We start from the raw sequence: 26,776 nt of genomic DNA on the forward strand, positions 1-26,776 counted from the left end.
CTCTCCGTAGTTCAACCAAAATACCTCAACCCAACGATCTCCGTTTGTAAGTAATTTACTCGAGCGATCGACTACTTTAACTCCCATACGCAAGTTCCAAAAAACAAATATTCCCAGTTTCTGGTTAATAGAAAACTTTTATAACTGTCAGATTTCGCGGAAGTGACGGTGTTTATACGTAAGTGTTTGCTGTTAAGGATTTAGACTTGGAATAAAATCAAAAATTAGGATAAACCCGACCCAAATCAGTTTGGCCGGTTCGCGCTCGCATGACCGCGAATCCAAGGTTTATCGCCACAATTTTTATGATTTTTGGTGTGTATTTTTAGGGAGCGATCGCCCGGTTGCCGATTCCCTCGACAGCATTTATAAAGGATTTGTAAAGGCTTGATAAAGAGTATGTCAAAATTCACATAAAGTGCAAAAAAAATACACAAAGTATCAGATAATAAAATTATTAATATCTTCCAACAAAAGGAATCAGGTAATGAATACTAAACTCTTATCCGCCCTAACAGCTACCGCAGCCGCCACCGCTTTATTAGGAGCAGGATCTCCAGCCCAAGCCTTCTCCTTTGGTACCAACGGTATCACCTTCGGCAAAAATACAGATGTCATGTTTAACTTCAAAGAGTCTCACGGTATGTACACTTCCTCTTTGGGAATTTACGAAGTAAACGGCTCAGCGAAATCTCTAGTTAGCACCCTGTTTTCGGAAACTAAATCCTCAGACAATGGCCGCGAGAACGAATGGAAAGGATCTCTGGGCAATACAGTCTTGGGTTCTGGCTCGGCAGTATTCACATTCCTGGCAAATCAAGTTTACACTTTGGGACTCAACAGTGGTGGCAACGGCACTGTCTACTCGACCTCAGCCTTGAACACTGACTTCGCTGGCAGCCAGCAAGCGGTGTTTGGCGCGGCATTGCCACTGTGGAACGCACTCGGCAGAGAAACAACGAACACCTTCCAAGCTGCCGGATCGTACACAAACGGAACAGGTTCTGTGTTTAATGGAGGCACGCTAATCTCCTTCGACGATCGCGGTAACGGCAACGAGGCAGACTTCCAAGACTTCACCGTCAGCGCAGAAGCAGTTCCCGAACCGATTACCATGACTGGTTTGGCTCTCGGTTTGGGCGGATTGGTTGCAGCACGCCGCCGCCGCGCTAGCAAGACAGTTTGATAATTTTTTGAAACGGAACGATCTGCTCAATTACGTTTGAAAAAAAAGAATACTGTGTGCAGGCGCGCTGATGGGAAATCGGCTCGCCTTTTGTTTGATTGAAGAATTCCGAAGGAAGAAGCAAGAAGGAAGAAGCAAGAAGGAAGAAGCAAGAAGGAAGAAGCAAGAAGGAATAGGGAAGAAAGAGGATGTTTCGCAGGGAGAATCTCTGTTTTGCATTTGTAGTGCTGTAGAGAGCTCGCTTGCTTGTAAAATACGCGTTCTCGCGACAGCTCGCACTAGAATAAAAAATGCTTTTTGCAAAAATTGAGATGCTCCTTTGGAGCATCTGGCACTCTCCCACTCTCGCCCTCTCCCCCTCTCGCAGCAGCTTAATTATGCGTCGCTAGCTGAATTTGACGCAGAGTTGTTCGAGGAGCGTAAGTCATACAACTTCACCGGTACGGGTTGAGGAATTCTAATGTCCGCTCGATCGCACGCTGCTTTAATCGCCACCACAGCCCTGGTTTTTGTCCGTCGCACCTGTGCTTGTTCCGGCAGCGTCCAATAGCGGACAATCAGATGCAAATAACCATCGTTAAGACCTGAAATATCTACTTCTGGGGTTGGTTGCGAAAAAACGCCTTCGACTTCGGAAATAGCTTGAACCAAGGTTTCAATTGCTAAGGAAGGTTCGGTATCGTAGTCTAAAATTAAAGGCAGGTCGGTTCGCCTGTGCGGCATGGCTGTGAGTACCCGCACTGAATTGGTAAATACGATCGCATTCGGCACAATCACTCGCTCTCCCTGATAAGTCAGAATTTGAGTTGAACGCATCGAAATCTCTTCAACAGTACCTTCAAAGCCTTCTACAATTATCTGGTCGCCTAATTGAAACGGTTCGTGCAGCAGCATCAATATTCCCGCTAAAAAGTTTTTGAAGATGTCTTGGAAGGCGAAACTAACAGCTACTGAACTCAATCCTAACAAGCCGATGATGTCTCCCGGACGCAAAGCCGGGAACGGGCGATCGCGCAGGCGATCGAACGGGCGATCGCCCAAGTCAGGATATAGGCAGTTTGCACTCGTGAGCGATCGCAAAGACAAACTTTTGACAGTAAGTTGAGAAGCTGCCGAACTCATTCGTCGCACAAACCTAGCTGCGGTGCGAGTTAGCAAAATAACTGCCAAGGCCGCTGCTATTGACGGCATTGCCTCGATCGCTTGACCCAGCAGATTTAACAAGCTAGTTTGGATTTGTTGAATTACGACGCCCATTGTTAAATTTGAAATCAAATAAATTTTTATGGAAATAATCGAACGCTGGCTAATTTCTGATTTTTCCCGACCCTCGTTTATGCTATATTCAACAGACAATGATATCAATAGTCCGGACAGTTTTTTACAGCCCCTGTAAGCTTTACAGCGCGATTCTGGCCATTTTCAACGAATTTTTTGAAAGTTAGGACTCTTACTTAACTTTCAAAAAATAGTCCACAAGTAAGCCCGCCTGGGTTTGGGGTACTCGATGCCCCATACTGTCCGAAGTATTGTGATATCATAGATGTCATATATGTACTGCTTAGCTCATTCCTCGGAAAAACAGAAAGATGAATTTTGATTTGCAGCAACTGATTAAAACCTTCGGATATTTGGGAATTTGGGCTATTGTGTTCGCGGAATCCGGATTGCTGTTCGGTTTTTTTCTGCCGGGAGACAGCCTGCTGTTTGCTGCGGGAATTGTGGCTGCTGGGCCAAACTCTATGAATATTTGGACGCTAATTTTTGGGTGTTTTGTCTGCGCCGTGGCAGGCGATAATGTGGGCTATGCAAGCGGACACCGTTGGGGCCGTCGCTTATTTAACAAGGAAGATTCCTGGCTGTTTAAGAAAGAATATTTAGATAAAACCGAAAACTTCTACGAAAAACACGGCCAAAAAGCAGTGGTACTGGCGAGATTTATGCCAATTGTCCGCACTTTTGCGCCGATAGTGGCGGGAGTGGCGGCAATGAAATACAAAACATTTATGTTTTACAACCTGATCGGCGGGTTTGTTTGGACAGTGGGGCTAACGCTGCTCGGTTATTATTTGGGAAAGATGATTCCTCCGGAGAAAGTTGACCAATATTTACTGCCGATTGTTGGCGGAATAATTGTACTTTCTTTTGTGCCTTCGATTATTCATATAATTCAAGAACGCCGCGCTCACAAAAAAGATTGAGTAGGCTTTGCATTTATAGTGCTGTCCCCGATCGCGTGCGTGTATAAGCACGCGAGCTCGCGACAGCTCGCACGGAAGATAAAAAATGCTTCTTGCAAAACTGAGATGCTCCCATTTTTTGAGTCTAGCGGTGCGACTGACTCCATTGAATCGATCGCTCACAATCAAAATTTAAGATCTGCACCGCCGATCGCGATCGACTAAAATCGCAAAACTTGCCCGCCGATGGGATAATCTGCTAAAACTAACAAAGTTTGATGATTTCTGGGAAATAACATACATGGTAGCTACATCCGTCAAAATTAAACACGAAGTCAAAGACTTATCCCTCGCCCCGTTGGGCAAGCAACGTATCGAGTGGGCCGGCCGCGAAATGCCGGTATTGCGTCAAATTCAAGAACGCTTCGCTAAAGAAAAGCCCTTCGCAGGCATCCGTATTTCAGCTTGCTGCCACGTCACCACAGAAACAGCTCATTTGGCGATCGCCCTGAAAATGGGCGGTGCAGACGCTGTACTCATCGCCAGCAACCCCCTGAGCACCCAAGATGACGTAGCAGCTTGCCTAGTTGAAGACTACGGCATTTCCGTCTTCGCCCTCAGAGGAGAAGACGCGGCTACCTACGAACGTCACGTTAACACAGCCCTCGACCACCGTCCAAACATCATCATCGACGACGGTAGCGACGTGGTAGCAGCGCTGATCCAGCACCGCCCCAACCAAATTTCCGACTTGATCGGAACTACGGAAGAAACCACCACAGGCATCGTGCGCCTGCGCGCTATGTTGAAAGATGGCGTGCTGACTTTCCCCGCCATGAACGTCAACGACGCAGATACGAAGCACTTCTTTGACAACCGCTACGGCACCGGTCAATCTACTCTAGACGGCATTATCCGCGCTACCAACATCTTGTTAGCCGGTAAAAATATTGTGGTTGCAGGCTACGGTTGGTGCGGCAAAGGCACGGCACTGCGCGCCCGCGGCATGGGCGCCAACGTAATTGTCACCGAAATCGATCCGATCCGGGCGATCGAAGCAGTGATGGACGGTTTCCGCGTGATGCCGATGGACGAAGCAGCAACAGTCGGCGATATCTTCATCACCGTTACCGGCAACAAACACGTCATTCGTGCCGAACATTTCGACACCATGAAAGACGGCGCAATGGTTTGCAATTCCGGTCACTTCGACATTGAAATCGACCTCAAATCCCTCGGCGCAAAAAGCACCGACGTGAAAACAGTTCGTTCTTTCACTCAAGAATACCGTCTCAATAATGGCAAGTCGATTATTGTGTTGGGCGAAGGCCGTTTGATCAACTTGGCAGCAGCCGAAGGACACCCCAGCGCTGTCATGGATATGAGTTTTGCTAACCAAGCCTTAGCCGCCGAACATCTTGTCACAAACAAAGGCAAACTAGAGCCGGGTATTCATTCAATCCCCGTAGAAGTTGACAGAGAAATTGCCCGTCTAAAATTGGAAGCAATGGGTATTTTCATTGATACCTTGACTCCCGATCAAATTGAGTACACCAACTCTTGGACTTCTGGCACCTAATCAGAGTTTAGAGTTGTAGAAACAATCCTATTGCTGACAACTTAAGGTTAAACCAACAGTCTTTCTTGTTTGTGTCGAAGTCTAGAGCCCCCCTAACCCCCCTTAATAAGGGGGGAACCGGAATCAGATCAAAGTCAACCCCTACTCCCCTTTTTAAGGGGGATTTAGGGGGATCTAGACTCAGGTAAAAACGAGATTTCTCAGGACTTTCAGTCTTAAGTTGTCACCAATGGGCAGAGCCTAGGAACGAGCAAAATGACTAATGACTAATGACTAATGACTAATGACTAATGACTGATGACTTCTGCTGTACCTATTACCAATTATTAAATCAAAATGGTTGAATGGATAACTAACACAATGCAGTCGATGGGCTATCTAGGCATTGCACTGTTGATGTTCTTAGAAAACTTGTTCCCGCCGATCCCCTCAGAATTGATTATGCCGCTGGCAGGATTCACCGCATCCAAGGGCGATATGCAGATGATACCGGCGATCGCAGCAGGGACGATCGGCACAGTCTTAGGCGCACTTCCCTGGTACTATGCGGGTAAAATATTGAGCGAAGAACGCTTGAGGAATTTAGCCGACAAATACGGCAAGTGGATTACAGTATCAGGCGCCGATATTGACAAAGCAAATAGATGGTTTAACAGACACGGCAACAAAGCCGTATTTTTGTGTCGCCTGGTACCGGGAGTTCGCACCCTAATTTCCCTGCCTGCTGGCATCAACAATATGGCTTTAATCCCGTTTTTAGTCTACTCAACAATCGGCACAATTTTGTGGGTGAGTTTCCTCACTTTTGCCGGATATAAATTAGGTGAAAATTATGCACTTGTAGATGATTACCTAGCTCCTGTTTCCAAAATAGTGGCTGTGACTATTGTCATCGGCTTTATTTTGTGGGTTGTGAAAAAGAATATGCAGAAGGAAAAATATCGCAAATAAATGCAAGAAGAAGGAAGAAGGAAAGAAGCAAGGAGGAAGGAGGAAAGAAGAAGCAATAAAATCTTATATTTCAGAAATTAAGAACTTCCTAATTGTCTTGGCGGTTGCCATATCCTCAAAATAATCTGCGTTCATCTGCGGTTCAAAAGCAATCGCCATTTTGACTCGCTTCAACAATGTCTCAACATTAGCGACAAAACATAAACAGAAGACCATATTTGAGCCAAAAATCTGCTATATTTGCTACTTTTTTTCATCTACTATCCACATATCATCACAGTGACGGGCAGCCGATCGCCCAAACATCAAATTTAAATTTAGACAAAAATTAGGATTTATTGAGGTTTAGACAGACAATCGTGGCAAAATAGGGAACATTGCTATCCGCACTGTTAAGATATGTACGAAAAAATTGTAGCCCCGACAACTGGTTCTAAAATTACTTTCAAAGACGGTTCGCCGATCGTCCCCAACGACCCAATTATCCCCTTCATACGCGGCGACGGTACGGGCGTAGACTTGTGGCCGGCATCCCAGAAAGTCATGGATGCTGCGGTAGAACAGGCTTACGGCGGCCAGCGGAAAATTAACTGGTTCAAGATTTACGTAGGCGACGAAGCCTGCGATGTCTACGGTACCTACCAGTATCTGCCCCAAGATTCCCTAGACGCCATCAAAGAATACGGCGTCGCCATCAAAGGCCCGCTGACAACCCCAGTAGGTGGCGGAATTCGATCGCTCAACGTAGCCTTGCGCCAAATATTTGACCTCTACGCCTGCGTGCGGCCCTGCAAATATTATGATGGCACCCCATCGCTGCACAAAACTCCCGAACTGCTAGACGTAATTATTTACCGGGAAAATACAGAAGATATTTACCTGGGAATTGAATGGAAACAAGGCAGCGAAATCGGTAACAAACTAATTGAATACCTCAACAATGAGTTAATTCCCGCAACGCCAGAACACGGCAAAAAACAAATACGCCTCGATTCTGCGATCGGAATTAAACCAATTAGCAAAAGCGGTTCTCAGCGTTTAGTACGGCGGGCAATTACCCACGCTTTGCGGTTGCCAAAAGACAAGCAGCAAGTAACCTTGGTGCACAAAGGCAACATCATGAAATACACCGAAGGAGGTTTCCGAGATTGGGGTTACGAGTTGGCAACCACCGAATTTCGCGCTGATTGCGTAACAGAAAGAGAATCTTGGATTCTCGGGAACAAAGAGCACAATCCCGAGATTAGCTTAGAAGACAATGCCCGCCAAATAGATCCGGGCTACGACGCTTTGACACCCGAAAAACAAGCCGTAATTTGTAAAGAAGTTGCCGATGTTTTGTCCGCAATTTGGGAAAGTCACGGTAGCGGAAAGTGGAAAGAAAAAATCATGGTCAATGACCGGATTGCTGATAGTATTTTCCAACAAATTCAAACTCGACCAGCCGAATATTCGATTTTGGCGACTATGAATTTAAACGGTGATTATTTGTCAGATGCGGCCGCTGCTATTGTGGGCGGATTGGGCATGGGCCCCGGTGCGAATATTGGTGATGAATGTGCTGTTTTTGAGGCAACTCACGGCACTGCACCGAAACACGCCGGTCTCGATCGAGTTAATCCCGGTTCCCTGATTTTGTCGGGGGTGATGATGTTAGAATATATGGGATGGCAGGAAGCCGCAGATTTGATTAAGAAGGGTTTGGGCGCTGCAATTTCTAACGGTGAAGTTACCTATGATTTGGCAAGGTTGATGGAGCCTCCGGTGCCGGAACTCAAGTGTTCGGAGTTTGCTGAGGCGATTATTAAGCACTTTGCTGATTAGGTTGTAGGGATTTTTTTGAACGGGCTAGAAGCCAGTTCAAAAAAGAGTGAATGGGAGCATCTCATTTTCGCAAAAATATTTTTTTTTACAGTGCTGTCCCGATCTCGCGTGCTTTGTAAAGCACCCGAGCGGGACAGCACTACTACAAATGCAAAACTGAGATGCACCCGAGTAAAGTTGATTTTGGGCGGGCACGCGAGCCCGCCCAAAATCATAAGATTACTGTGGGGTGGGCACGCGAGCCCGCCACAAAAAAGTGCTATTTTTGTATAGCTGGAACAGCCATACCGCGCTCAACGGCGGGACGCTTCTGCAAGGTTTCTACCCAACGTTTGAGGTGGGGATGGTTGTCGAGGGTTAATCCTTGAAATTCGTAAATAGCCACCCACGGATAAGTCGCGATATCGGCGATCGAATAGTCGCCGCATATGTATGCGTGTTTTGCTAGTTGAGAATCTAATACTCCGTAGAGTCGCAAAGTTTCTTTTTCGTAGCGTTGAATTGCATAGGGAATTTGTTCCGGTGCAAAGCGTCTGAAGTGGTTTAGCTGACCGAACATTGGCCCGACGCTGGCCATTTGAAACATCAGCCACTCCATCACTTGAAAGTATTCTGCTTTGTCTGTGGGCAGAAATTGACCTGCTTTTTCGGCTAGATAGATCAGGATAGCGCCGGACTCGAAGACGGTGATGCCGTTATCGCGATCGACTATTGCGGGTATTTTACTGTTGGGGTTGATGGCGATGAATTCTGGGCTAAATTGGTCGTTTTTGCTGATGTCTATGACGTGCACGTTGTAGGGTAAACCTATTTCTTCGAGCATGATCGAGACTTTGCGGCCGTTGGGTGTGGTAAAAGTGTAGAGGTCGATCATAGTTGTGCTGTTAAAAGCTTTTGGTAACAATTATATTATAATAAGATTTTGGCTTGGTGCCGGTTAATTAAGAAAAATGGACATTATTGAAATTCTCAAAGACGATTATCAAAGATTCCCGGAAAATCAGACTTACAACATTTACGCAAAAGATGTTTATTTTGAAGACCCAGTGAATCGATTTACAGGAGTCGATCGCTACCGAAAAATGATCGGGTTTATGGGGACGTTTTTTCAACAAATTCAAATGGATTTGCACGATATTTCTCAGTCTGGAGATAGTATAGACACTCGCTGGACTCTGAGTTGGATCGCACCGCTACCTTGGAAACCTAAAATGGCAATTAGCGGTAGGAGCGAACTGAAGGTTAACAGCGACGGTTTAATCGTTTCCCACATCGATTACTGGAACTGTTCGCGGTTGGATGTACTCAAACAACTCGTATTTGCTGAAAAATAAAGGCCTTTCAGTAGGTTGTAGTCTGTCCGATGTGTACGGGTTGAGGTTTTAGGGCGCACTCAGCACCTTTTTTGGTTGAAAATGTTGTTTTTGGCGATCGGGCTGTTGACGTTAGCCGATACTTGTGCTACAAATATACTACATAACGTATCGAGCAAAATATATTTAAACAAAAATGCCCTACGAAAAATTAGAAATATCCACCCCAAAACCAGTATTATCCTGGGCAAATCACGCCCTGGGAGCACAAGAAACCAAGATGGCCGCCAATGTAGCCTCATTGCCCTTTGTATTCAAACACGTCGCCCTCATGCCCGACGTACACTTAGGAAAAGGTGCTTTAGTCGGTTCAGTAATTGCCACAAAAGAAGCAATTATTCCTGCTGCTGTGGGCGTCGATATTGGTTGCGGGATGATGGCAGTAAAAATGCCATTTAACGCCAACAAATTAGAAGGCAAACTCAAACAAATTCGCCTCGATATCGAAGCCGCAATTCCCGTCGGATTTGCTGAAAACAAAGAAGTCGAAAAATCTGTCACCAACTGGCAGGGATGGCGCGAATTCAAGGAACTGCATCAAGGAGTGCAACACCAAGATAATAAAGCTTTAAAACAGTTGGGTTCCCTCGGCGGTGGCAATCATTTTATTGAGGTTTGCGTTGATACGGAAAACTCGGTTTGGCTGATGCTGCACTCTGGTTCGCGCGGTATCGGCAATCTGCTAGCCCAACACCACATCGACACTGCCAAAGATTTAGCTAAACTGGCAGAAATTAGTTTGGCTGACAAAGATTTAGCTTATTTTGTGGCGGGTACGCCAGAGTTTGCTGCTTACTGGCACGATTTGCAGTGGGCGCAGGATTATGCGAGTTTTAATCGCGATATCATGATGAATCGGTTTAAGAAAATTGTCGAAAAGCATCTCGCCGGTGGCAAAGTTACTAAACCGCTGTTACAGGTAAATTGCCACCACAATTACGCGGAAAAAGAGGTGCATTTTGGTGAGGATGTCTACGTTACTCGCAAGGGTGCCGTGCGCGCGCAAGTTGAGGATTTGGGAATTATTCCCGGTTCGATGGGGGCGAAGTCTTTTATTGTGAAAGGCAAGGGAAATGTTGAAAGTTACTGTAGTTGCAGTCACGGTGCGGGCCGTTTGATGTCTCGCAGCAAAGCAAAGAATGTATATACTCTGGATGATTTGGTGCGCCAGACTGAGGGGGTTGAGTGCCGCAAGGATGAGGATATTATTGATGAAATTCCGGGGGCTTATAAGTCGATCGATGAGGTGATGCAGCAGCAGTCGGATTTGGTGGAAGTTGTGGCAACTTTGAAGCAGGTGGTTTGCGTTAAGGGGTGATGGGGGGAAGTTGCCACTTGCCCGCAAGCATTGCTCTCGCAGAAAACCGCATTTCAGAGGATACACTGAGAGGCAGGAATCGATATAAATTCAGGTTTGAGGAAAATAGACATGATAAATATTGAATATCTTACCAACAAAGACGGCGAGGCGATCGGAGTAGTAATTCCGATTGATTTATGGCGACAACTGTTACCTACTGGAGAAGTTTCAGAGGAGAATTTAGCGGAAGCGGTAGAAGATTATTGCCTGAACAAAGCGATGAATGAAGCTGTGAATACAACATTGCTAGATAGAGCCGAAGCATTAGCTTATCTTGAGGAGTAATTATCTTGGAAGTGCAATACCGTGAAGCTTTTCTAAAAGACTTGAAGCAATTGAAGAGTTCGACATCATACCAAGGCATCTATGAACTTGCCTTTACAACGTTAGAAGCCATCAACACTTTGGAGGAGATTCCTAATATTAAAGCCATGAGGGGTTACAGTGGTCGCTATCGCATCCGCATCGGCGATTACCGTATGGGAATAGAGGTTAACGGAGATGTTATAGAAGTGATGCGCGTTCTACATCGCCGGGAATTTTATCGTTATTTTCCGTAAATATTTGCCATATATTTGCCTATGATAGTAATTTATTCTTCTTTATAGTAGGGGCGAGCGATATTCAGGAATTACGCATCAATACCCAAGAAACCGGGTTTTTATCGATATTAAAGGTCTAGATGCAGTATTTTCGCAAAAAAACCCGGTTTCTCACCACTCGTGCGTAAGTCCTAAATACTGCAATATGGGAATGATAGAATATAGAACAATACGGTTCAGTTAGCGAAGGATGTCATTGCGAGCGTCCCCGCGAAGCAATCGCAAAGACTATGACGCTTCTCGATTAACTGATGCGCGCGCGGAGAAATTTAACTATTTCCTCAATTAGATCGGGTTGACTGGGTGAAAAAGTTGGCAAGGAAATATCCCCTTTTTCGCATACGACACAAATCGTGCGATCGAATTTGCTTAAAGCTTTCAGAAATGGAGCGCTAACTCCTGTGGGTGTGGGTGAGAGGGCTGTGGAATCGTAGCAGATGAAAAACAGGGGAATTTCGCTTTGGCGGCGCAGGGAATTCCAATAGAGTTTGAGTTTTTGCATGGTATCTGGATAGCCATTTTGCGACTCTGGACAATTTTGATTGAGCATCTCATCGTAAATTTCTGGGGCGGGGTTTTCGGGATCGATGAATTGGTGAGTGTCGATGCAAATTAGTTTTACTTTGCTGCATAAATCGGGTTGATTGTTAATGGCTGCGGCAAGGATTTGGGGTAAGTTTGCTAAGTTGAGGCTTGCTGTTGCGGAGTTGGTAGGGGTGTCTTTGTGCCAAGCTTGATAAAAGTCGGGGTAAGATATGGTTTGAGTATAGTATAATAGAATCCTGAAGCATTCATTGTAGAGAGCAGAATCGTTTTTGTAAACCTGATATGTTAAATTATTTTTCAATTTCTCAACCATCGCCTGGAGCAGACCCCCCCGTTTTATAACTTTATGTAAACTATCGATAGCCCCCACACGAGTCAACTTATCTTGGCTAGTCTGTAATAAGTAAACTAAGGAATTCAAGACAGTTAAATTGCCAGGAGCAATTTCTCCCAATAGCCAAGTAAGTAATCGACGTGTGTGTGAGTTTTGGCTCGTGTATATTGCCAGACTTGCAGCCGCAGCAACAGGCATAGGGTCGTTACGACTAATTTCTATAAGTTTGAGCATAGCTTCTCTACGAATATCACTATCTTGTTCAGCTTCCTCATTAAATTCAATTTCCAAAACAATCATATTTTCTTCAAGGTTATTACCACACTTAGTAATACAAATATTATGTTGAGATTCTATGTTAAGATATTGAATCAAGCTATTTATATCATCGGTACTATTGATTTGTTTTAGTGCGTTAATGATTAAATAGTCCTGATCGAGACTCATTTCACGTTCTATCAAGAATGATTCTGGCATGGAAAGGAACGTTAAATCACCCAGTCTCATATTTACTTCTTCTTCAATAAGGAACACTTCAGGCATAGAATTTAACCATTCTCGCAAATCAAAATTCAGACTGCCAACAGGCCCATACTTGTACAGTGTTAACAATGTTTTTATATACTTGGCAGGCAATCTTAGAAAAGTATCTAGATTTTTTGTAAGTTCACAGTCTATAAAGGCTTCAATAGAAACCTTATTGAGATAGCCAAACTCATAGAGATAGTCGAAAATTAAAAGACGAGCTAAATGCAAATAAAACTTGCCACATCCATCTTCAAAATTTAGCAATGTTTTGATAAGTTCTTCTTTCTGATACTGCGCTATCTCCTCGCGCCCTAGCCATAGCAAAACTACCTCTTTCCACTGCGGTTCAAAAATGCGATATTTACCTGCGACGGGTTTATCTTTATGTTGACTTGGCAGGAAAAAGTCCCAATGATAGATCGCACTCGCAGCAAAATATTCCTGAAAACTAGAATGTAAAAACGAATAAACAGGCTTTTTCCTGCGAGTATCCCTGTCAACTAAAACCAACCATCCCAATTCATCCGCTAAATCAAACCACTGTTCCTCCATCTGCCCGATCGCAAATTCTTGCTCGATCCGAAACCGATTGGCGCTTTCCATTGCCGCTAAAGCCAACTTAGCCAAAGCTTGTTGAATCTGTTTTTTATCCGTTTCCTTTAATACTCGGTGCTTTTTCTGAAATTCCTCTTGTTTCCACTCAAAAAAATAAGTGGTAAACTGCTCGTAAAGTGCCGCCTTCGTTGACGGCAAATCCCGTTCAGCTACGCACCAAGACTGACACAACATCGACAACCGCAGGGGATTGCGTACCAGTTCCCGAATTCTCTCTTTTCCCGCTTCTTTTAACTGTTGCTGTAACCGTTTTCCCTGGGATTGCCAAAAACTTTCATTGCCAGAATTGCGCCGTTTCTCATCCTGAATCGCTTGCTCAAACCACTGGCGAATAAACTCATCGACATCATCGGGTTCAAATTCTAATGTTTTATAAGTCTCAAAATTCGTCAGGGTATTGCTAATCGTCGCATCCCAAACATTCAAACGGCAAGTTAGCACCACCCGCGCTTTACCCACCCAGTCTGTCAGTTGTTCCCGAATTTTTGCCAACGCCTGCACGGGGGATGCCGCCGCCATTTCATCCACGGCATCCAGCAGCAACCATACTTTACCTTGACAGAACAGTTGTTTGAGTGCTTTTTTGATTTCTGGCGTTACATTTTCCGCATCAGAATTGATAAATTGCAGCGCTTTTTTCAGCCAATTATCGAGTAAATAATCTTCAATGGTGCTTTCCCGTAAATCTGCCAGTCGAATACAAATCGGAAAATCCGGGGAACTTTTCGGCAACCGTTCCGCCAATTCTCCTAATAGCGTTGTTTTCCCCGCACCGGGTTCGCCAATAATCGCGATGTGCTTGCCTTTTTCGGTGCGATTTTCGGTGATAACTTTCTGGAAAAAAGCATCATCTTTATACTTTTCGACGATTTGCGGTTCTGGTTCTTTCTGGCGTGACTCTTCGCCTGTGGGGTTTGGTATGGGATTTGGTGTTTTGGGACGTTCCATTAATCCCAAGGGAACGTAAATATTTAATTCATATTGTTGTGCTGTTGCTTGGCGGCGGAGTTGTTGAGTTGCTACAACTTTGTCGCAGATATCGCGCCAGTCAATATTTTTATCGGGTATCGGTGATGATTCCGGTATATTTGAAGCTGTTTTGTCCTGCCATTTCTGCTTGATTACAGCCAGATTCTTATCTCTTGATGCTGTTTGGTGTTGCAACGTCAGCGTGAATTTCCAGTAGCCTTGATTTTTTCTCGGATTGGGATCTTCCTTCAATACTCCCAACTCTCTCAAGCAGTCAAGGACTGTTTGAATTGCATCCAATTCCTTGTCTTGCTGGCTTCCTTGTCGCTTGCCAATTTCTAAGGGTTTGCCAGTTTTTTTAATCAGTGCAACTAAATGTTCCTTCCGCGTACCAACTTCAACAGTTCGCTTCCCTGTTTTCTGCTTTTCTTTCCCCGTCACGCGCAACTGGTTAGCAGAAACCCACTCAACCTGAACAGCGGTTTTGAGTGCATTGTCTAATTCCAGTGCTTCATCTGCATGAGACAGTAAAGCTTCTACGAAGTTTAAGCTATTTTTCTGCTCTGCTTCTCCCCAACCACTATTTCTTGACATACCGTAACGATAAAGAAAACCTAAACAGGACTTACCCACCAAGACCAAAGAAACCGGGTTTTTTACCTAATCTGCGGACTACGGCGGAGGATTTTCGTAAAAAAACCCGGTTTCTGGCTACCCGTGCGTAAGTCGTACTAAAAAAATTTTTGAGTTGCCCAAACCAGCTTGCACCCCCAAGCTGCTAATCCTCATTCTACAAGCATTACGAGGTTTGCGTGGGGAAGTTGTTTGGGGAAAAACCCAAAAAAACAATTGACCTTGTAAACCAAAAACAAGGTGAGTTCAATGTCTATCCAGAAGAATCAACCACAAAAAGCTACTCAAAAGTTTGTGGAGCGAGTCATCGCAAGTGCGTTCATCCTGCAAGCAGTCATCATTGGTGTGCAGGGCTATCTCGATGTAGAATCTGGGAAACCAGCCCTGGATGTGATTCTGGGAATGATAGTTCAGGGGAGAGAGTTAGTCGTCAAAGCTATTCGCACCCAAAAGAGTGTGAAAAAGCTCGATCGCCCTTAGCATCCACTTCACCCCAAAAACCACCACGGAATTAATTCCCCGTCTGATAGCAAAAGTCCTCTCAAAATGACCGAAAATCTCCTCAGTCGGCGACCGACGACTTTCGCTATGAGACAGGGGTTTAAACCCCTGTCGGACTGTGGGACTCTCGGCTAACTGTCGGCTAACTCTCAGCTAACCCGATCGCACTTAATTTCACATACTAATTTCACCTACTTTAGCGCGATCGCACTTTCGATCGCCAACTATAGCCAGTTCATCCTACTTAATAAAATTTAATCTAAAAATATTCCTTTTGGATGATATAAAACCCGCACCTGGGGAGTAGATTATTTTTATATTTTATATCTTTCCAAGTGCGATCGCGCCACGTCTCTGCGGCCGAATCGCAATTTTTCGCATTCTTTTCACCGAATCAGTTCCAGGACAAGCAGCCCTGCCCCGCATTCCTCCCCATTTGAGAACCTATGTCTGGGAAAAACCTCGGAAATGGGGTAACTATAATCGATCGACTATTTGCCTTCCCAGGCTGCTACTTGGAATCGAAATCTCAAATCCAAACTAGCGGGTTTTTTTGACATGAAAGCTTTACTAATCTGGCCTCATTTTCCCAAGTCTTTTTGGTCTTATCAAGAAACACTGAATTTAGCTGGTTTGCGCTCCACCAATCCACCGTTAGGATTAATTACAGTTGCTGCTATGCTGCCTCAAGACTGGGAAATCCGGTTTGCAGACCGCAACGTGCAAACAGAAACTGAAGCTGACTGGGATTGGTGCGACATCATAATTATATCCGCCATGATCGTTCAGAAAGCAGATTTCCAAGCAATAATTCACAAAGGCGTCGCGTCGGGTAAAAAAGTAGCCGTCGGCGGGCCGTTCCCAACTTCTGTACCCGATGTTGCATTAGAAGCTGGCGCGCATTATTTGATTCTCGATGAAGGTGAATGCACTATTCCCATGTTTCTAGAAGCATTGGAACGCGGCGAGGAAAGCGGTATTTTCCGTTCTGCTGAAAAACCGGATGTCACTCAAACCCCAATTCCCAGGTTTGATTTACTCGATTTAGATGCTTATTTAGCAATTACAGTACAGTTTTCGCGGGGATGTCCGTTTCAATGCGAATTTTGCGACATTATTAACTTATACGGACGCAAACCGCGCACGAAAACACCCGAACAAATGCTAGGGGAATTGGAAGTCCTTTACCAGATGGGTTGGCACAGGTATGTGTTTATTGTGGATGATAATTTTATCGGCAATAAACGCAATGCCAAGGTGTTTTTACAATCGTTGATTCCTTGGATGGAAGAACGAAATTATCCGTTTATCTTGATAACGGAAGCTTCGCTAAATTTAGCAGAAGATGATGAAATGGTCGAACTCATGGTAAGAGCGGGTATGACTGTCGTATTTATGGGAATTGAAACGCCAGATACAACTAGCTTAATAGGCATCCACAAAAATCAAAATACGCGCCATCCCCTTGTTGAATCTTGTCAGAAAGTTACCCAAGCCGGACTGCAAATTATGTCGGGATTTATCATCGGCTTTGATGGCGAACGTCCGGGTGCGGGTCAGCGAATTCAAGAGTTTATTGAAGCGACAGGCATTCCCCAAGGTCAGTTTAGTTTGCTTCATGCGTTGCAGAATACGCAAATGTGGACGCGCTTGCAACAAGAAGGTCGCTTGGTGGATGGTTTGGGAACTTTCCATCAAGGTGCTATTATGAATTTTGTGCCGACGCGCCCGGTGGAAGAAATTGTCAGTGAATATATTGATGCTTTCTGGAATATTTACGAACCAAGGGCTTATCTAAAGCGCACCTACCGTCATTTTATGATGATGAATGGTTGGCGGGGGCGCTGGATGCCTAAAATTACCTCGAATGAGTTGCGCTTATTTTTGGCAGTTTGTTGGCGTCAGGGTATTGTGCGTTCGACGCGGTTTCGTTTCTGGTGGCAAATGATCGCGATCGCTCTGATTAAACCGCGTCTATTCTACGATTACATGACTGTTTTAGGCCTAGGCGAACACTTCTTTAATTACCGTCATGAAGTGAAAGCGCAACTGCTGCAACAGTTAGAAACGATCGATCGAGCAAAACAGGAAAAAGTGCCGGAACCAGTTTTAGTTATTTAAATCGGTTTCGCCCGCCTCGATCGCGTTCGATTTAGCGATCGTCCGATCTCGATCGAGGCGGGGCGGGTTGACAAGATTTCGGATTTGTGCTGGATATCTTGGCGAACCTGCCCTAGCACATAGCGATCGATCGCACTAATATCACTCCCAATATGTCTCCCAATCATCTTTAAATGCTTGTTGCAGTTTTTTCATGTAAGCCATCGTTTTAATTTTGACCATCCATACCTTGTTAGCCTTATCTTTTCCTTTACACACAACTCCCTCGCCTACACCGTATTTACCCTCGCGCACTTCATCAATAAATTTGCCTGTCAACTTTCCGCGATAGACAACTCTAGCAATGTTCACGGAATTGAAATCTCGCACGAATTGCTCGGGTTCGACAATACTTCGATCGCCCTGCACGTCTAACAGCACCAAATTTTTGGGTTCATCCTGTTTGTGCATTCCTGCAAACGAGCTAGCACCAAAAAACTCTGTAAATACCGTGATTTCTGGGCTGTGATATTCTGGGTTCGCCTGAAATAGAGCTTCCAGAGATTTCGCGAAGTCTCTGGCGAAAATCTCTGGCGCTTCCTCTAAACCCGGATGTGCGGCGTTAAATTCTGCCATTCCGCGATCGTCTAAATCAAATCTGTCGCGACGTGTTCCAAACGCATACCACCCAAGTTGCTCTTCCCAAACCCAATGCAGATTAGTGCCATCGTACTTTTCAAAGGCTGTGCACTTATCTAATGGAGCGTTTTTGCTGTCGGGAATTTTGGGATAGGCAAGTTGGATTTTTGTCACTGTCTTGACTTCCTTTTGATGTTGAATTTAAGATGGTAGTTTATATTATGTATTGAGCTGTTTGTAGTGAGGACTTTAGTCCTTCATGAATGCGGACTGAAGTCCTCACTACAAACCTATTTTTTTGTTGATTGACTGGGATTTTTATCGCCATTTATACGTAATTTTAACAAGATATGGGTAGAGGGGGAAATTGAGCTAAACTCGATTTCCCCCTCTGGACAAAGGCTTTGTTTTCTGAAGCTATTTTCTAACAGGCCATCTGCTTCCACTCTCTTTCTAGCAAGCGCAGCAGCGTTTCATCGCCCTTGGCTGCGGCTATTTGTTTGCGTCGATCGAGAATATTGCAAATATGCGCCCGGTGAACTTGTGCCAAATCCGCAGCACTTGGTGCAGATTCAACCGCGGCGAAAGGGGCGCCAACTGTTGTGACATCCTGCTGGGCTTGAAAATCTCGCTTTGTGGTAGAGTTGATACCGCCATATTTTTTGGGGACGGCAATGTGTCTCGGATACCGATAGTTCCACTCTTGACCCCGATATTTGCCTGCGACTTCGCCTTCGATCATATCCACTGTCGGAATGTCGTAGTCGTAGTTAGCACCGCGATAAGTGAGTTTCATATTTTTCGATCCTTAATATTGAGATAAAAACGGTCGTCAGTCGATTTGAGATTTTGGATTTTGGATTTTAGATTTACTTCACAGATGAATCTGGTAGCTGGGACTTTGGTCTAAAATTTTGATCTCGACTTTCAGGAGTGTTGGGGACTTGTACCTGCTTTTGGGCCTGGTTCGGTCACATTTGCTTTTGACTGCTAAAACTATTTAAGTTTCTGTATTCAATTATACTGTTTTTTAATTGAAATGCGTTTATTTACAAAAATTAATGTTTTGAGCGGGAGAGGGCAGGAAAAAACCCGCCGCAGCGGGTTTAATCGAGCTTTGACTAATTCGATCGTACTCAGAGCCAAACGGATCGAGATCCGAGGAATTACCCGACTGTCACTTCGTCGGTTTGCACGTCTGTGGCGCCCTCTTCAGCAGAGGCGATCGCCACCAACTTGTCGAGAACTTCCTGACTGGGAACTTGACCCTTGAGAACAACCGTGCCGCTGAGCTGAGCAACCCAAACAGTATCGATATCAGCAACTTCTGAATCGCCGTCAAAAGCCAAAGCCACCCGCTTCGCCAGGCCGCTTTCGTCAAAATTTCCGTCTGGGCCGACTTTAGCAGGAGCAATGGATTGTGCTTCGGCTGCTTGCTGTACTACTTCTGCCATCGGTTGAGCCTGATCTTCAGGCTTTTCGAGTCCGAACAGTCTTTTAAACCAACCCATAGAAGTTGAGTCTCCAGAAAATACACTTTGTCCAAGATAGCTCTAGAATTCCAAAAGACTCCTAATTGTTGCAAAACTCAGCGAAAGTTCTCAAAATGTTGTTACGCCAGACTTGCAAAATCTGAAATCTCTACAGGTATCCCTATGTTGATGTTACTTTTTTATGTCGGGGACGATCGCTACGCCTTGGATAGCAGGCGCGTAGTCGAAGTAGTTCCCACTGTCACCTTGAAAAAACTGCACAGCGCGCCGGAATACATTTCCGGTTTGTTTAACTACCGGGGACATCTCGTCCCGGTGATCGATTTGTGCCAAATGCTACAGGGGACGGCCGCCCGCGCTTACTTGAGCACGCGCATTGTCTTAGTAAATTGCCAGTTTCCCTATACTTCGGAGGGGAACGGCGACAGTTTGCGCGGCCCGGTAATTTTAGGACTGATGGCGGAAAGGGTGACAGAAACTCTCGACAAACCGGAAACTGAATTCGTTAGTCCCGGGATTAAGATTGACAGCACTCCTTATTTGGGAGAAATGATTGCAGACGATCGCGGTATGATTCAATTTGTCAGGGTAGAACATCTGCTGCCTGAATCCCAAAAAACTTATCTACTTCCCCAGCAGGAAGACTGAGATTTAGTCAGTAGTCATTGGGAATGGGGAATGGGGAATGGGGAATGGGGAATTGGGAATTGGGAATTGGGAATTGGGAATTGGGAATTGGGAATTGGGAATTGGGAATTGGGAATTGGTAATTGTGAGTACGTCCGAAAGTTGATAACTACGATATTAACGCATTAGGGAAAGCTAGCTGTCAACTGCCAACTGTCAACTGTCAACTGTCAACTCTCAACTGCCAACTGTCAACTGTCAACTGTCAACTGTCAACTGAATCAACGCAAATCTACGAGCTAAAATCAATGACACAAGTAGCAATTGAAGCTCTACTCAGACAAAAAATTGGTTTAGATGCCCTGACTGTTGGTTCTAATACAATTACTAGAGCCGTCAATCGTCGAATGGAAGATTGCGGTTTAACAGATATCAGTATTTACTTGACAAAATTGCAAACATCGCCTCCTGAATTGGAAGAATTAATCGAAACTGTAGTGATACCGGAAACTTGGTTTTTTCGCGATCGCGAACCTTTTGTTTTTTTGAGCCGTTACGCGGTTTCGGAATGGTTGCCGCAAAATCCCGGCAAAACCCTGCGCCTGTTGAGCCTTCCTTGTTCGACGGGGGAGGAACCTTACTCGATCGCGATCGCCCTACTGGAAGCTGGTTTAAATCCGATCAACTTCAGCATCGATGCAGCAGACATCAGCAAAGTTGCTCTCAAAAAAGCGGCTCGCGGAGTTTATGGCAAAAACTCTTTCCGATCCAAAAACTTGGATTTTCGCGAGCGCTATTTTACTGGGCTGGCCGGAGACCTTTATCAGTTGAACGAGTTGGTGAGAGGGAAAGTTAATTTTCTCCAGGGTAATATTCTAGATAGCTATTTTTTAGTTAACAAAAATCCTTACGATGTAATTTTTTGCCGCAACGTGTTAATTTACTTTGATGAGGCAGGCAGAACTCAGACTGTGCAACTTTTAAATCGATTGTTGAAAACAACAGGAATATTGTTTTTAGGTCACTCGGAAAGCGGGCATAAACTCCCTGCTCAATTTGTTTCGGTGCGTCATTCCCTAGCATTTGCTTACCGCAAAACAGATATTCCAGACAGCCCGCAAGTGCAAGTTAAGAAAGAGCAGACTAATATCAATTATTCGCCGCTGGTTCGGGAGTCGAAACACTCAGAAAATAGGGAAAATATCGGCACTGACAAGTTGCCGAGTGTTAACAGTCAATCCTCTACTTCCCATCGAAAATATCCGAGAGAGGGCGAGACTTCGGGGATTTTGCCAATTCGGGCGATCGCCCCGGCAGCAGAGGCTGCTAAGTCTGCCAGCCCCGATTTAGACGCAGCGCGCCGTTTGGCCGATCGCGGACAATTGCAGGAAGCGGCCAAACTGTGCGAAACTTACCTCAGTCAAAATCGCACGAATGCTGACGCTTACGTTTTATTGGGCCAAATTTACCAAGCAACGGGCGATCGCCAACAAGCTGAGCAATCTTTCCAAAAAGCAACTTACCTCAAACCGGATCACTATGAAGGACTAATTCACCTAGCTTTGCTCAAGGAAGAGCGAGGAGATATTACCGGTGCTGCGATCGTCCGCCAGCGCATTCAGAGAATGGAAAAATAGCCTAATAAGTAATAACTGAGAACCTAAGCATGAACAACATTTTTAAGCATATGACTTTGCAAAGACGCATGATCGCTGCATTTGTGTTCATGGGGGCGATCGTCCTTGTTGTGGCTTTAGTCGGCGCGAGTGGCAATTTTCGGCTATCGGCACACCTGGAGTCCCTCGCCAACAATGCTTATCCGAGCACCGTGGCTTTGTGGAAAATCAACGAAGGACAAACACAGGTACAGTCTTCCGATCGAATGCTGCTCAACGAAGCAATCAATGCTGACCAAAGACGCCGAGAAATCGCCAGAATAAATAATGCTTGGAATCAGATAGATCGAGGTTTTAAAGAGTACGAAAAAATCCCGCGCGACGAGGATGAAGACAAACTTTATCAACAATTTAAACCGCTGTGGCAAAGGTGGACTGATGCTCACAAACAATTCCAAGAAATTCACAAAAAATATGAAAAAGCTGGCCTTGTCAACCCCCGCCAAATCCAAATTGATTTGCTCAAACAGGGTAAAAGTAAATCACCCGAACTAGCAACTGCTGCATCAGCAGTTGAGGTGCTTAACAGAATGAACGAAAAAGCTGTGAATGAGAAATTAACTACGTTTCAAGCTGCGACAGAGGGAATGCTGGAACTCCTGAACTACAATCGCAAATTAGCAGCAGATTCGGCAAAATTAGCCGCAGAGGATATCACTCAAACTCGGTTCTGGGTGCTTTTAGGCACGCTGCTGGGCCCTTTAACTGCTGTACTGTTTGGACTGTACTTTAGCAATACGATCGCCAAACCGTTAGGGGCTAAAATTGCCGGAGTTGTGGATGTAGCAGAGAAAATGTCGATCGGCGATTTGACAGGAGAAGTTCATGTCAGCGACACCAAAGACGAAATTAGCAAATTGCAGAACTCCTTCCGCAGCATGAATCTGGGTTTGGCGGCATTAATCAAGCAAGTGCAAACATCGGGAATTCAAATCACTTCATCAGCCACCCAAATTGCTGCTTCTGGCAAACAATTAGAAGCCACAGTCAACCAACAAGCAGCCTCCACAAACGAAGTTGTAGCTACTGCCAAAGAAATCGCCACCACCGCCGGGAAACTCGTAAAAACTATGGATGAAGTTTCCCAGATGTCAGAATCTACCGCTCGGGAAGCTGGCACCGGTCAAAAAGAGTTAGGTCGCATGGAAAATACGATGAAACAGTTGGGAAATGCTACCATTTCTATCTCGAATAAACTCGGAATTATTAGCGATAAAGCTCATAACATCAACAGCATTGTGACGACGATAACTAAAGTAGCAGACCAAACTAATTTACTTTCCTTAAATGCGGCGATCGAAGCAGAAAAAGCCGGAGAATACGGCATGGGTTTTGCAGTTGTAGCCAGAGAAATTCGCCGCCTCGCCGACCAAACAGCCGTTGCCACCTTAGATATTGAAAACATGGTTAAAGAGATGCAGTCAGCCGTTTCTAGTGGGGTCATGGAAATGGATAAATTCTCCCATGAAGTCAGCCGGGCGATGGAAGATATTCGCAACATCGGCGTGCAATTAGCCCAGATTATTGAGCAAGTACAATCTCTCACTCCCCGCTTCGATTCGGTAAATCGAGGTATGGAAGCTCAATCGGAAGGAGCTCACCAAATTAGCGAAACGATGGCGCAGTTGGCAGAAACTTCCCACCAAACTGCTGATGCTTTGCGCGAAATTAATAGTTCAATAGCGCAATTAAACGAAGCAGCTCAAGGGATGCGGCAGGAAATTTCGCGATTCAAAGTCAGTTGACACTTACTCCTACCCCAATATTAGTCAGTATCGAACAATGTTAAATGTCAAATCGGATCGGTTATTACTAGCGGGCAAGGGAGATGTAAATTAGATGCAGAAAAAATTAACTATTCAACAAATTTTCTGGAGGGGATTTGGCACAATTTTTATGTTAATATTTATAGCAAATTTTGTAGCACAGCACACTAACAAGACTTTGGTTAAGTCTTTAGATAACGTTACTTTGAGCTATAAACTGTTGCAAGAATTGGCAGAATTGGATATCCTGCTGGTGGAAGCTGAGACTGGTCAGCGCGGTTATCTGTACACGGGAAAAAATAAGTTTTTAGACCCATACAATGAAGCAAATGCCAGCATTAACGTGCAACTAGCAGAGTTGAAAGAGAATATTAGAAACCCAAAACAGCAAGAAAAACTCGGCGAACTGGAAACCCTGATTAGAGAAAAAATAGATTATTTAGAAAAAACTATTCAAATGAGAAAATCAGGTCTAGAACAGGAGGTAGAAAAAATAGTAAGTGCTGGAACGGGACTGGAAATTACGGCAAAGCTGAGGCGAAAAATTACAGAAATTAAGGAAACCGAAAATCAATTCTTGGATGATAGGAAGAAATTAGCGGGGGAAGCTGAGATTTTTTCAAGTTACTTTGCTGCGGCTAGCACTTTGATGATTGTGGGAGTTGGTGCATTAATTTCTTGGGTAATTATCCGGAACATCGCCGAATCTTTGGGAATAGCAGTAAAAGTAGCAGAAGAGGTGTCTGCGGGCAATTTAACTGCCAATATTTCAGCAAATTATCAGGGGGAATTGGGTCAACTGCTCGCGGGATTCCAAAGCATGACTCAAAGCCTAAATTCCTTAATCAGGCAAGTGCAAAATTCCGGCATTCAAGTGACTGCTTCTTCTTATGAAATTGCCACCTATGGCAAGCAAATAGAAGCGACTTTTACCGAACAAGTAGCTTCGATTATAGATGTGGAAGTTACTACAAAAGAGATTGCTGCTACTTCTCGGCAACTGAAGCAAACTATGGAGGAAATTACTTCTACATTCCAAACTACAACCATAGCGGCCGAGCGCGGGCGGCGTAATTTAAGCCAGATGGAAAATACTATGCGGGACTTAGCAACTGCCACGAGTTCTATTTCTAGCCAACTTACCAATATCAGCGAAAAAGCTCACAAGATTAACCAAATTATTATTACGATAACTAAAGTGGCCGACCAAACTAATTTACTTTCTTTGAATGCTGCGATCGAAGCGGAAAAAGCGGGAAAATATGGTATGGGTTTTGCTGTCGTTGCCCGACAAATTCGGCGCCTCGCCGATCAAACTGCTGTTGCTACTTTGGATATTGAAAAAATGGTCAAAGAAATGCAGGCAGCAGTTTCGACTGGGTTGACGGAAATGAATAAGTTTACTGAAGAAGTAAATGAAAGCGTTGAGGATGTGGAAAGTGTGAGCTGGCAACTGACTGAAATTATCGAGCAGGTGCAAGCTATCACTCCGCGTTTTTCAGTGGTAAATCAGGGTATGGAGGCTCAATCGGAAGGCGCTCAGCAAATTAGCGAGGTGATGGTATATCTGAGTCAATCCTCGTCGCAAACGGCGGGCGCTTTGCGCGAAATTAACGGTGCTATCTGTCAATTAAATGAGGCATCTCAAGGTCTGCGTCAAGAAATCTCTCGGTTTAAAGTAAGCAATATGGATGTAGAAAATGTTTAAAAATATCAGTTTCAAACAGCGGCTGAAGGCAGCATTTATATTTCTAGCGATGATAGTTTTAGCAGTGGCTTCTATCGGTTGGAGTGGCAATTATCGGCTCGGCGGACATATTAATACGCTAGCTAATAATAGCCTGCCGAGTATTAGTGGATTGTGGAAAGTTAATGAAGGACAAACGCAAATTGAGTCGTCGGAACGGGCCTTGCTGGATATGGAACTCAGTCCCGAGGAAAGGAGAGCTGAATTAACGAGAATTAAGAAAGCTTGGGAGCAGATTGATGACGGTTTCAAAGAGTACGACGCCGCGCCCCGGACTGCGGAGGAAGACAAGGTGTACAAAGAATTGCAGGCAAAATGGGAGATCTGGAAGAAAAATCACGAAGCTTTTTTAGATTTAAATAATAAATTTGAGAGTTTGGGAATTTTCAACCCATTTAAAAGGCAGATTGAACTGACAAACCAAGGTAATACCAAGTCGCCCGATCTGGATGCTGCTAGAAGGGCTGGCGCGTTTTACAATCAATTGAGCGATCGCGCCAAAGCGAATCGACCCTCGTTTGAAGCAGCTACTAAATTAATTTTGGAAGACCTCAAAATCAATGAAAATACGGCACAAATAGCTAAACAGGAGTCTAAAAACGATATTACTCAAACCACGTTCTGGGTAATTTTGGGCATGATACTGGGGCCGCTAACGGCGGGACTGTTTGGAGTGTTCCTCACGGGCGCGGTTTCCCAAACTCTCGAAAATCAAATAGATATGTCCGGCATCAGAATTAGCGGTTCTACCAACCAAATTGCTGCTTCTGGCAAGGAATTAGAAGCGACAATGAACCAACAAGTTGCCTCGACTAATGAAGTAGTAGCTACTGCTAAAGAAATTGCTGCTACTTCTATGCAACTGGCGAGGACAATGGATGAAGTTTCAGAGATGTCGCACCAAGCTGCTCAATCGGCTGGCGGCGGGAAACAAGAAATTAACCGCATGGCATCAACGATGAATAGATTGGCCGATTCTACCAGTGCTATCTCTGGTAAGTTGGGAGTTATTAGCGAAAAGGCTAATAATATTAACAGTATTATCACGACGATTACGAAGGTGGCAGATCAAACTAATTTGCTTTCGCTAAACGCGGCTATTGAAGCGGAAAAGGCGGGTGAGTATGGGTTGGGTTTTGCGGTGGTGGCTCGGGAAATTCGCCGACTGGCAGATCAAACTGCGGTGGCTACTTTGGATATTGAAAATATGGTTAAAGAAATGCAGTCTGCTGTGGGAGTTGGTGTGATGGAAATGGATAAGTTTACTAATGAGGTGCGCCGGGGCGTGGAAGATGTGCAAACTATTAGTTTGCAGTTGGAGTCGATCATCCAGAGGGTGGAGGCTTTAACTCCGCGTTTTGAGGAGGTGAATGAGGGGATGGACGCGCAGTCTCAGGGTGCTCAGCAAATTAGTGAGGCTATGGTGCAGTTGAGTGAGGCTTCTTCGCAAACTGCGTCGGCGCTGCGGGATATCAATGGGGCGATCGGGCAAGTTAATGATGCTACACTCGGTTTACGCCACGAAATGTTAGCGTTTTTAAAGTAAA

At 44.8% G+C, this 26,776-nt stretch carries 23 protein-coding genes; 16 read left to right on the forward strand and 7 right to left on the reverse strand.

What is annotated here, in order from left to right; genetic code table 11:
• Window positions 1–487: 487 nt before the first annotated feature.
• The gene (locus QUB64_RS02575; RefSeq protein ID WP_333266188.1) at window positions 488–1,186 is read left to right on the forward strand and encodes a PEP-CTERM sorting domain-containing protein; all 699 of its coding nucleotides are present in this window, start codon (window positions 488–490) and stop codon (window positions 1,184–1,186) included.
• Between the two features lie 375 nt (window positions 1,187–1,561).
• Here QUB64_RS02575 and QUB64_RS02580 read toward each other — a convergent pair whose 3' ends face one another.
• The gene (locus QUB64_RS02580) at window positions 1,562–2,443 is read right to left on the reverse strand and encodes a mechanosensitive ion channel family protein (protein ID WP_333266190.1); all 882 of its coding nucleotides are present in this window, start codon (window positions 2,441–2,443) and stop codon (window positions 1,562–1,564) included.
• 332 nt (window positions 2,444–2,775) lie between these two features.
• Here QUB64_RS02580 and QUB64_RS02585 point away from each other — a divergent pair, with 332 nt between their 5' ends.
• The 4 genes from QUB64_RS02585 (at window position 2,776) to QUB64_RS02600 (ending at window position 7,720) form a co-directional block, all read left to right on the forward strand.
• On the forward strand, window positions 2,776–3,387 hold the full coding sequence (locus QUB64_RS02585) for a DedA family protein (protein ID WP_333266192.1): 612 nt from the start codon (window positions 2,776–2,778) through the stop codon (window positions 3,385–3,387).
• 280 nt (window positions 3,388–3,667) lie between these two features.
• The gene (ahcY, locus tag QUB64_RS02590; protein ID WP_333266194.1) at window positions 3,668–4,945 is read left to right on the forward strand and encodes an adenosylhomocysteinase; all 1,278 of its coding nucleotides are present in this window, start codon (window positions 3,668–3,670) and stop codon (window positions 4,943–4,945) included.
• A 336-nt stretch (window positions 4,946–5,281) separates the two neighbouring features.
• Entirely contained in the window at window positions 5,282–5,896 is a 615-nt protein-coding gene (locus tag QUB64_RS02595; protein WP_293347810.1) for a DedA family protein, read from the forward strand.
• A 399-nt stretch (window positions 5,897–6,295) separates the two neighbouring features.
• A complete protein-coding gene (locus QUB64_RS02600) occupies window positions 6,296–7,720 on the forward strand; it encodes an NADP-dependent isocitrate dehydrogenase (RefSeq protein ID WP_333266198.1) in 1,425 nt (474 codons plus the stop codon).
• Window positions 7,721–7,979: 259 nt separating this feature from the next.
• Here QUB64_RS02600 and QUB64_RS02605 read toward each other — a convergent pair whose 3' ends face one another.
• On the reverse strand, window positions 7,980–8,594 hold the full coding sequence (locus QUB64_RS02605; RefSeq protein ID WP_333266200.1) for a glutathione S-transferase N-terminal domain-containing protein: 615 nt from the start codon (window positions 8,592–8,594) through the stop codon (window positions 7,980–7,982).
• 76 nt (window positions 8,595–8,670) lie between these two features.
• Between QUB64_RS02605 and QUB64_RS02610 the strand changes: the two genes are divergently transcribed.
• The 4 genes from QUB64_RS02610 to QUB64_RS02625 all read left to right on the forward strand — a co-directional run bounded on the left by QUB64_RS02610 (window position 8,671) and on the right by QUB64_RS02625 (window position 11,013).
• Window positions 8,671–9,054 (forward strand): DUF2358 domain-containing protein, encoded by a 384-nt coding sequence (locus QUB64_RS02610; protein WP_333266202.1) that lies wholly within the window; start codon window positions 8,671–8,673, stop codon window positions 9,052–9,054.
• Between the two features lie 175 nt (window positions 9,055–9,229).
• Window positions 9,230–10,411: an RtcB family protein gene (locus QUB64_RS02615; RefSeq protein WP_333266204.1), complete on the forward strand. Its 1,182-nt coding sequence runs from the start codon at window positions 9,230–9,232 to the stop codon at window positions 10,409–10,411.
• Between the two features lie 111 nt (window positions 10,412–10,522).
• A complete protein-coding gene (locus tag QUB64_RS02620) occupies window positions 10,523–10,738 on the forward strand; it encodes a hypothetical protein (protein ID WP_333266206.1) in 216 nt (71 codons plus the stop codon).
• Window positions 10,739–10,749: 11 nt separating this feature from the next.
• Window positions 10,750–11,013, forward strand: a complete 264-nt coding sequence (locus tag QUB64_RS02625) for a type II toxin-antitoxin system RelE family toxin (RefSeq protein WP_333266399.1) — start codon at window positions 10,750–10,752, stop codon at window positions 11,011–11,013.
• Between the two features lie 286 nt (window positions 11,014–11,299).
• Here the strand turns inward: QUB64_RS02625 and QUB64_RS02630 are convergent, their stop codons facing one another.
• Window positions 11,300–14,641 carry an NACHT C-terminal alpha/beta 1 domain-containing protein gene (locus QUB64_RS02630; RefSeq protein WP_333266208.1) on the reverse strand — a complete coding sequence of 1,114 codons (3,342 nt, stop codon included), beginning with the start codon at window positions 14,639–14,641 and terminating at the stop codon, window positions 11,300–11,302.
• A 288-nt stretch (window positions 14,642–14,929) separates the two neighbouring features.
• Between QUB64_RS02630 and QUB64_RS02635 the strand changes: the two genes are divergently transcribed.
• Together QUB64_RS02635 and QUB64_RS02640 are read left to right on the forward strand one after the other, a co-directional pair.
• A complete protein-coding gene (locus QUB64_RS02635) occupies window positions 14,930–15,160 on the forward strand; it encodes a hypothetical protein (protein ID WP_333266210.1) in 231 nt (76 codons plus the stop codon).
• 579 nt (window positions 15,161–15,739) lie between these two features.
• The gene (locus QUB64_RS02640; RefSeq protein WP_333266212.1) at window positions 15,740–17,302 is read left to right on the forward strand and encodes a B12-binding domain-containing radical SAM protein; all 1,563 of its coding nucleotides are present in this window, start codon (window positions 15,740–15,742) and stop codon (window positions 17,300–17,302) included.
• Here QUB64_RS02640 and QUB64_RS02645 read toward each other — a convergent pair.
• From QUB64_RS02645 to QUB64_RS02660, 4 genes are all read right to left on the reverse strand, one after another.
• Window positions 17,299–17,469 (reverse strand): hypothetical protein, encoded by a 171-nt coding sequence (locus QUB64_RS02645; protein ID WP_333266215.1) that lies wholly within the window; start codon window positions 17,467–17,469, stop codon window positions 17,299–17,301. The genes QUB64_RS02640 and QUB64_RS02645 overlap by 4 nt on opposite strands.
• Entirely contained in the window at window positions 17,444–18,094 is a 651-nt protein-coding gene (locus tag QUB64_RS02650) for an RNA ligase family protein (RefSeq protein WP_333266217.1), read from the reverse strand. Before QUB64_RS02650 ends, QUB64_RS02645 begins: the two co-directional genes overlap by 26 nt.
• A 250-nt stretch (window positions 18,095–18,344) precedes the next feature.
• The gene (locus tag QUB64_RS02655; RefSeq protein WP_333266219.1) at window positions 18,345–18,716 is read right to left on the reverse strand and encodes a DUF4278 domain-containing protein; all 372 of its coding nucleotides are present in this window, start codon (window positions 18,714–18,716) and stop codon (window positions 18,345–18,347) included.
• A 370-nt stretch (window positions 18,717–19,086) separates the two neighbouring features.
• Complete coding sequence (locus QUB64_RS02660) at window positions 19,087–19,431, reverse strand: phospholipid-binding protein (protein WP_333266221.1); 345 nt, start codon at window positions 19,429–19,431, stop codon at window positions 19,087–19,089.
• 144 nt (window positions 19,432–19,575) lie between these two features.
• Here QUB64_RS02660 and QUB64_RS02665 point away from each other — a divergent pair, with 144 nt between their 5' ends.
• From QUB64_RS02665 to QUB64_RS02685, 5 genes are all read left to right on the forward strand, one after another.
• Window positions 19,576–20,061: a chemotaxis protein CheW gene (locus QUB64_RS02665; RefSeq protein ID WP_333266223.1), complete on the forward strand. Its 486-nt coding sequence runs from the start codon at window positions 19,576–19,578 to the stop codon at window positions 20,059–20,061.
• Window positions 20,062–20,348: 287 nt separating this feature from the next.
• Window positions 20,349–21,677: a CheR family methyltransferase gene (locus tag QUB64_RS02670; RefSeq protein ID WP_333266224.1), complete on the forward strand. Its 1,329-nt coding sequence runs from the start codon at window positions 20,349–20,351 to the stop codon at window positions 21,675–21,677.
• A 29-nt stretch (window positions 21,678–21,706) separates the two neighbouring features.
• Window positions 21,707–23,461, forward strand: a complete 1,755-nt coding sequence (locus QUB64_RS02675; RefSeq protein ID WP_333266227.1) for a methyl-accepting chemotaxis protein — start codon at window positions 21,707–21,709, stop codon at window positions 23,459–23,461.
• Between the two features lie 94 nt (window positions 23,462–23,555).
• The gene (locus QUB64_RS02680) at window positions 23,556–25,190 is read left to right on the forward strand and encodes a methyl-accepting chemotaxis protein (RefSeq protein ID WP_333266229.1); all 1,635 of its coding nucleotides are present in this window, start codon (window positions 23,556–23,558) and stop codon (window positions 25,188–25,190) included.
• Window positions 25,183–26,775 carry a HAMP domain-containing methyl-accepting chemotaxis protein gene (locus QUB64_RS02685; RefSeq protein WP_333266231.1) on the forward strand — a complete coding sequence of 531 codons (1,593 nt, stop codon included), beginning with the start codon at window positions 25,183–25,185 and terminating at the stop codon, window positions 26,773–26,775. The genes QUB64_RS02680 and QUB64_RS02685 overlap by 8 nt, the downstream gene beginning before the upstream one ends.
• The last annotated feature ends 1 nt before the right edge of the window (window position 26,776 follow it).

The organism is Microcoleus sp. Aus8_D2 (genome assembly GCF_036702665.1).
GTDB lineage: Bacteria > Cyanobacteriota > Cyanobacteriia > Cyanobacteriales > Microcoleaceae > Microcoleus.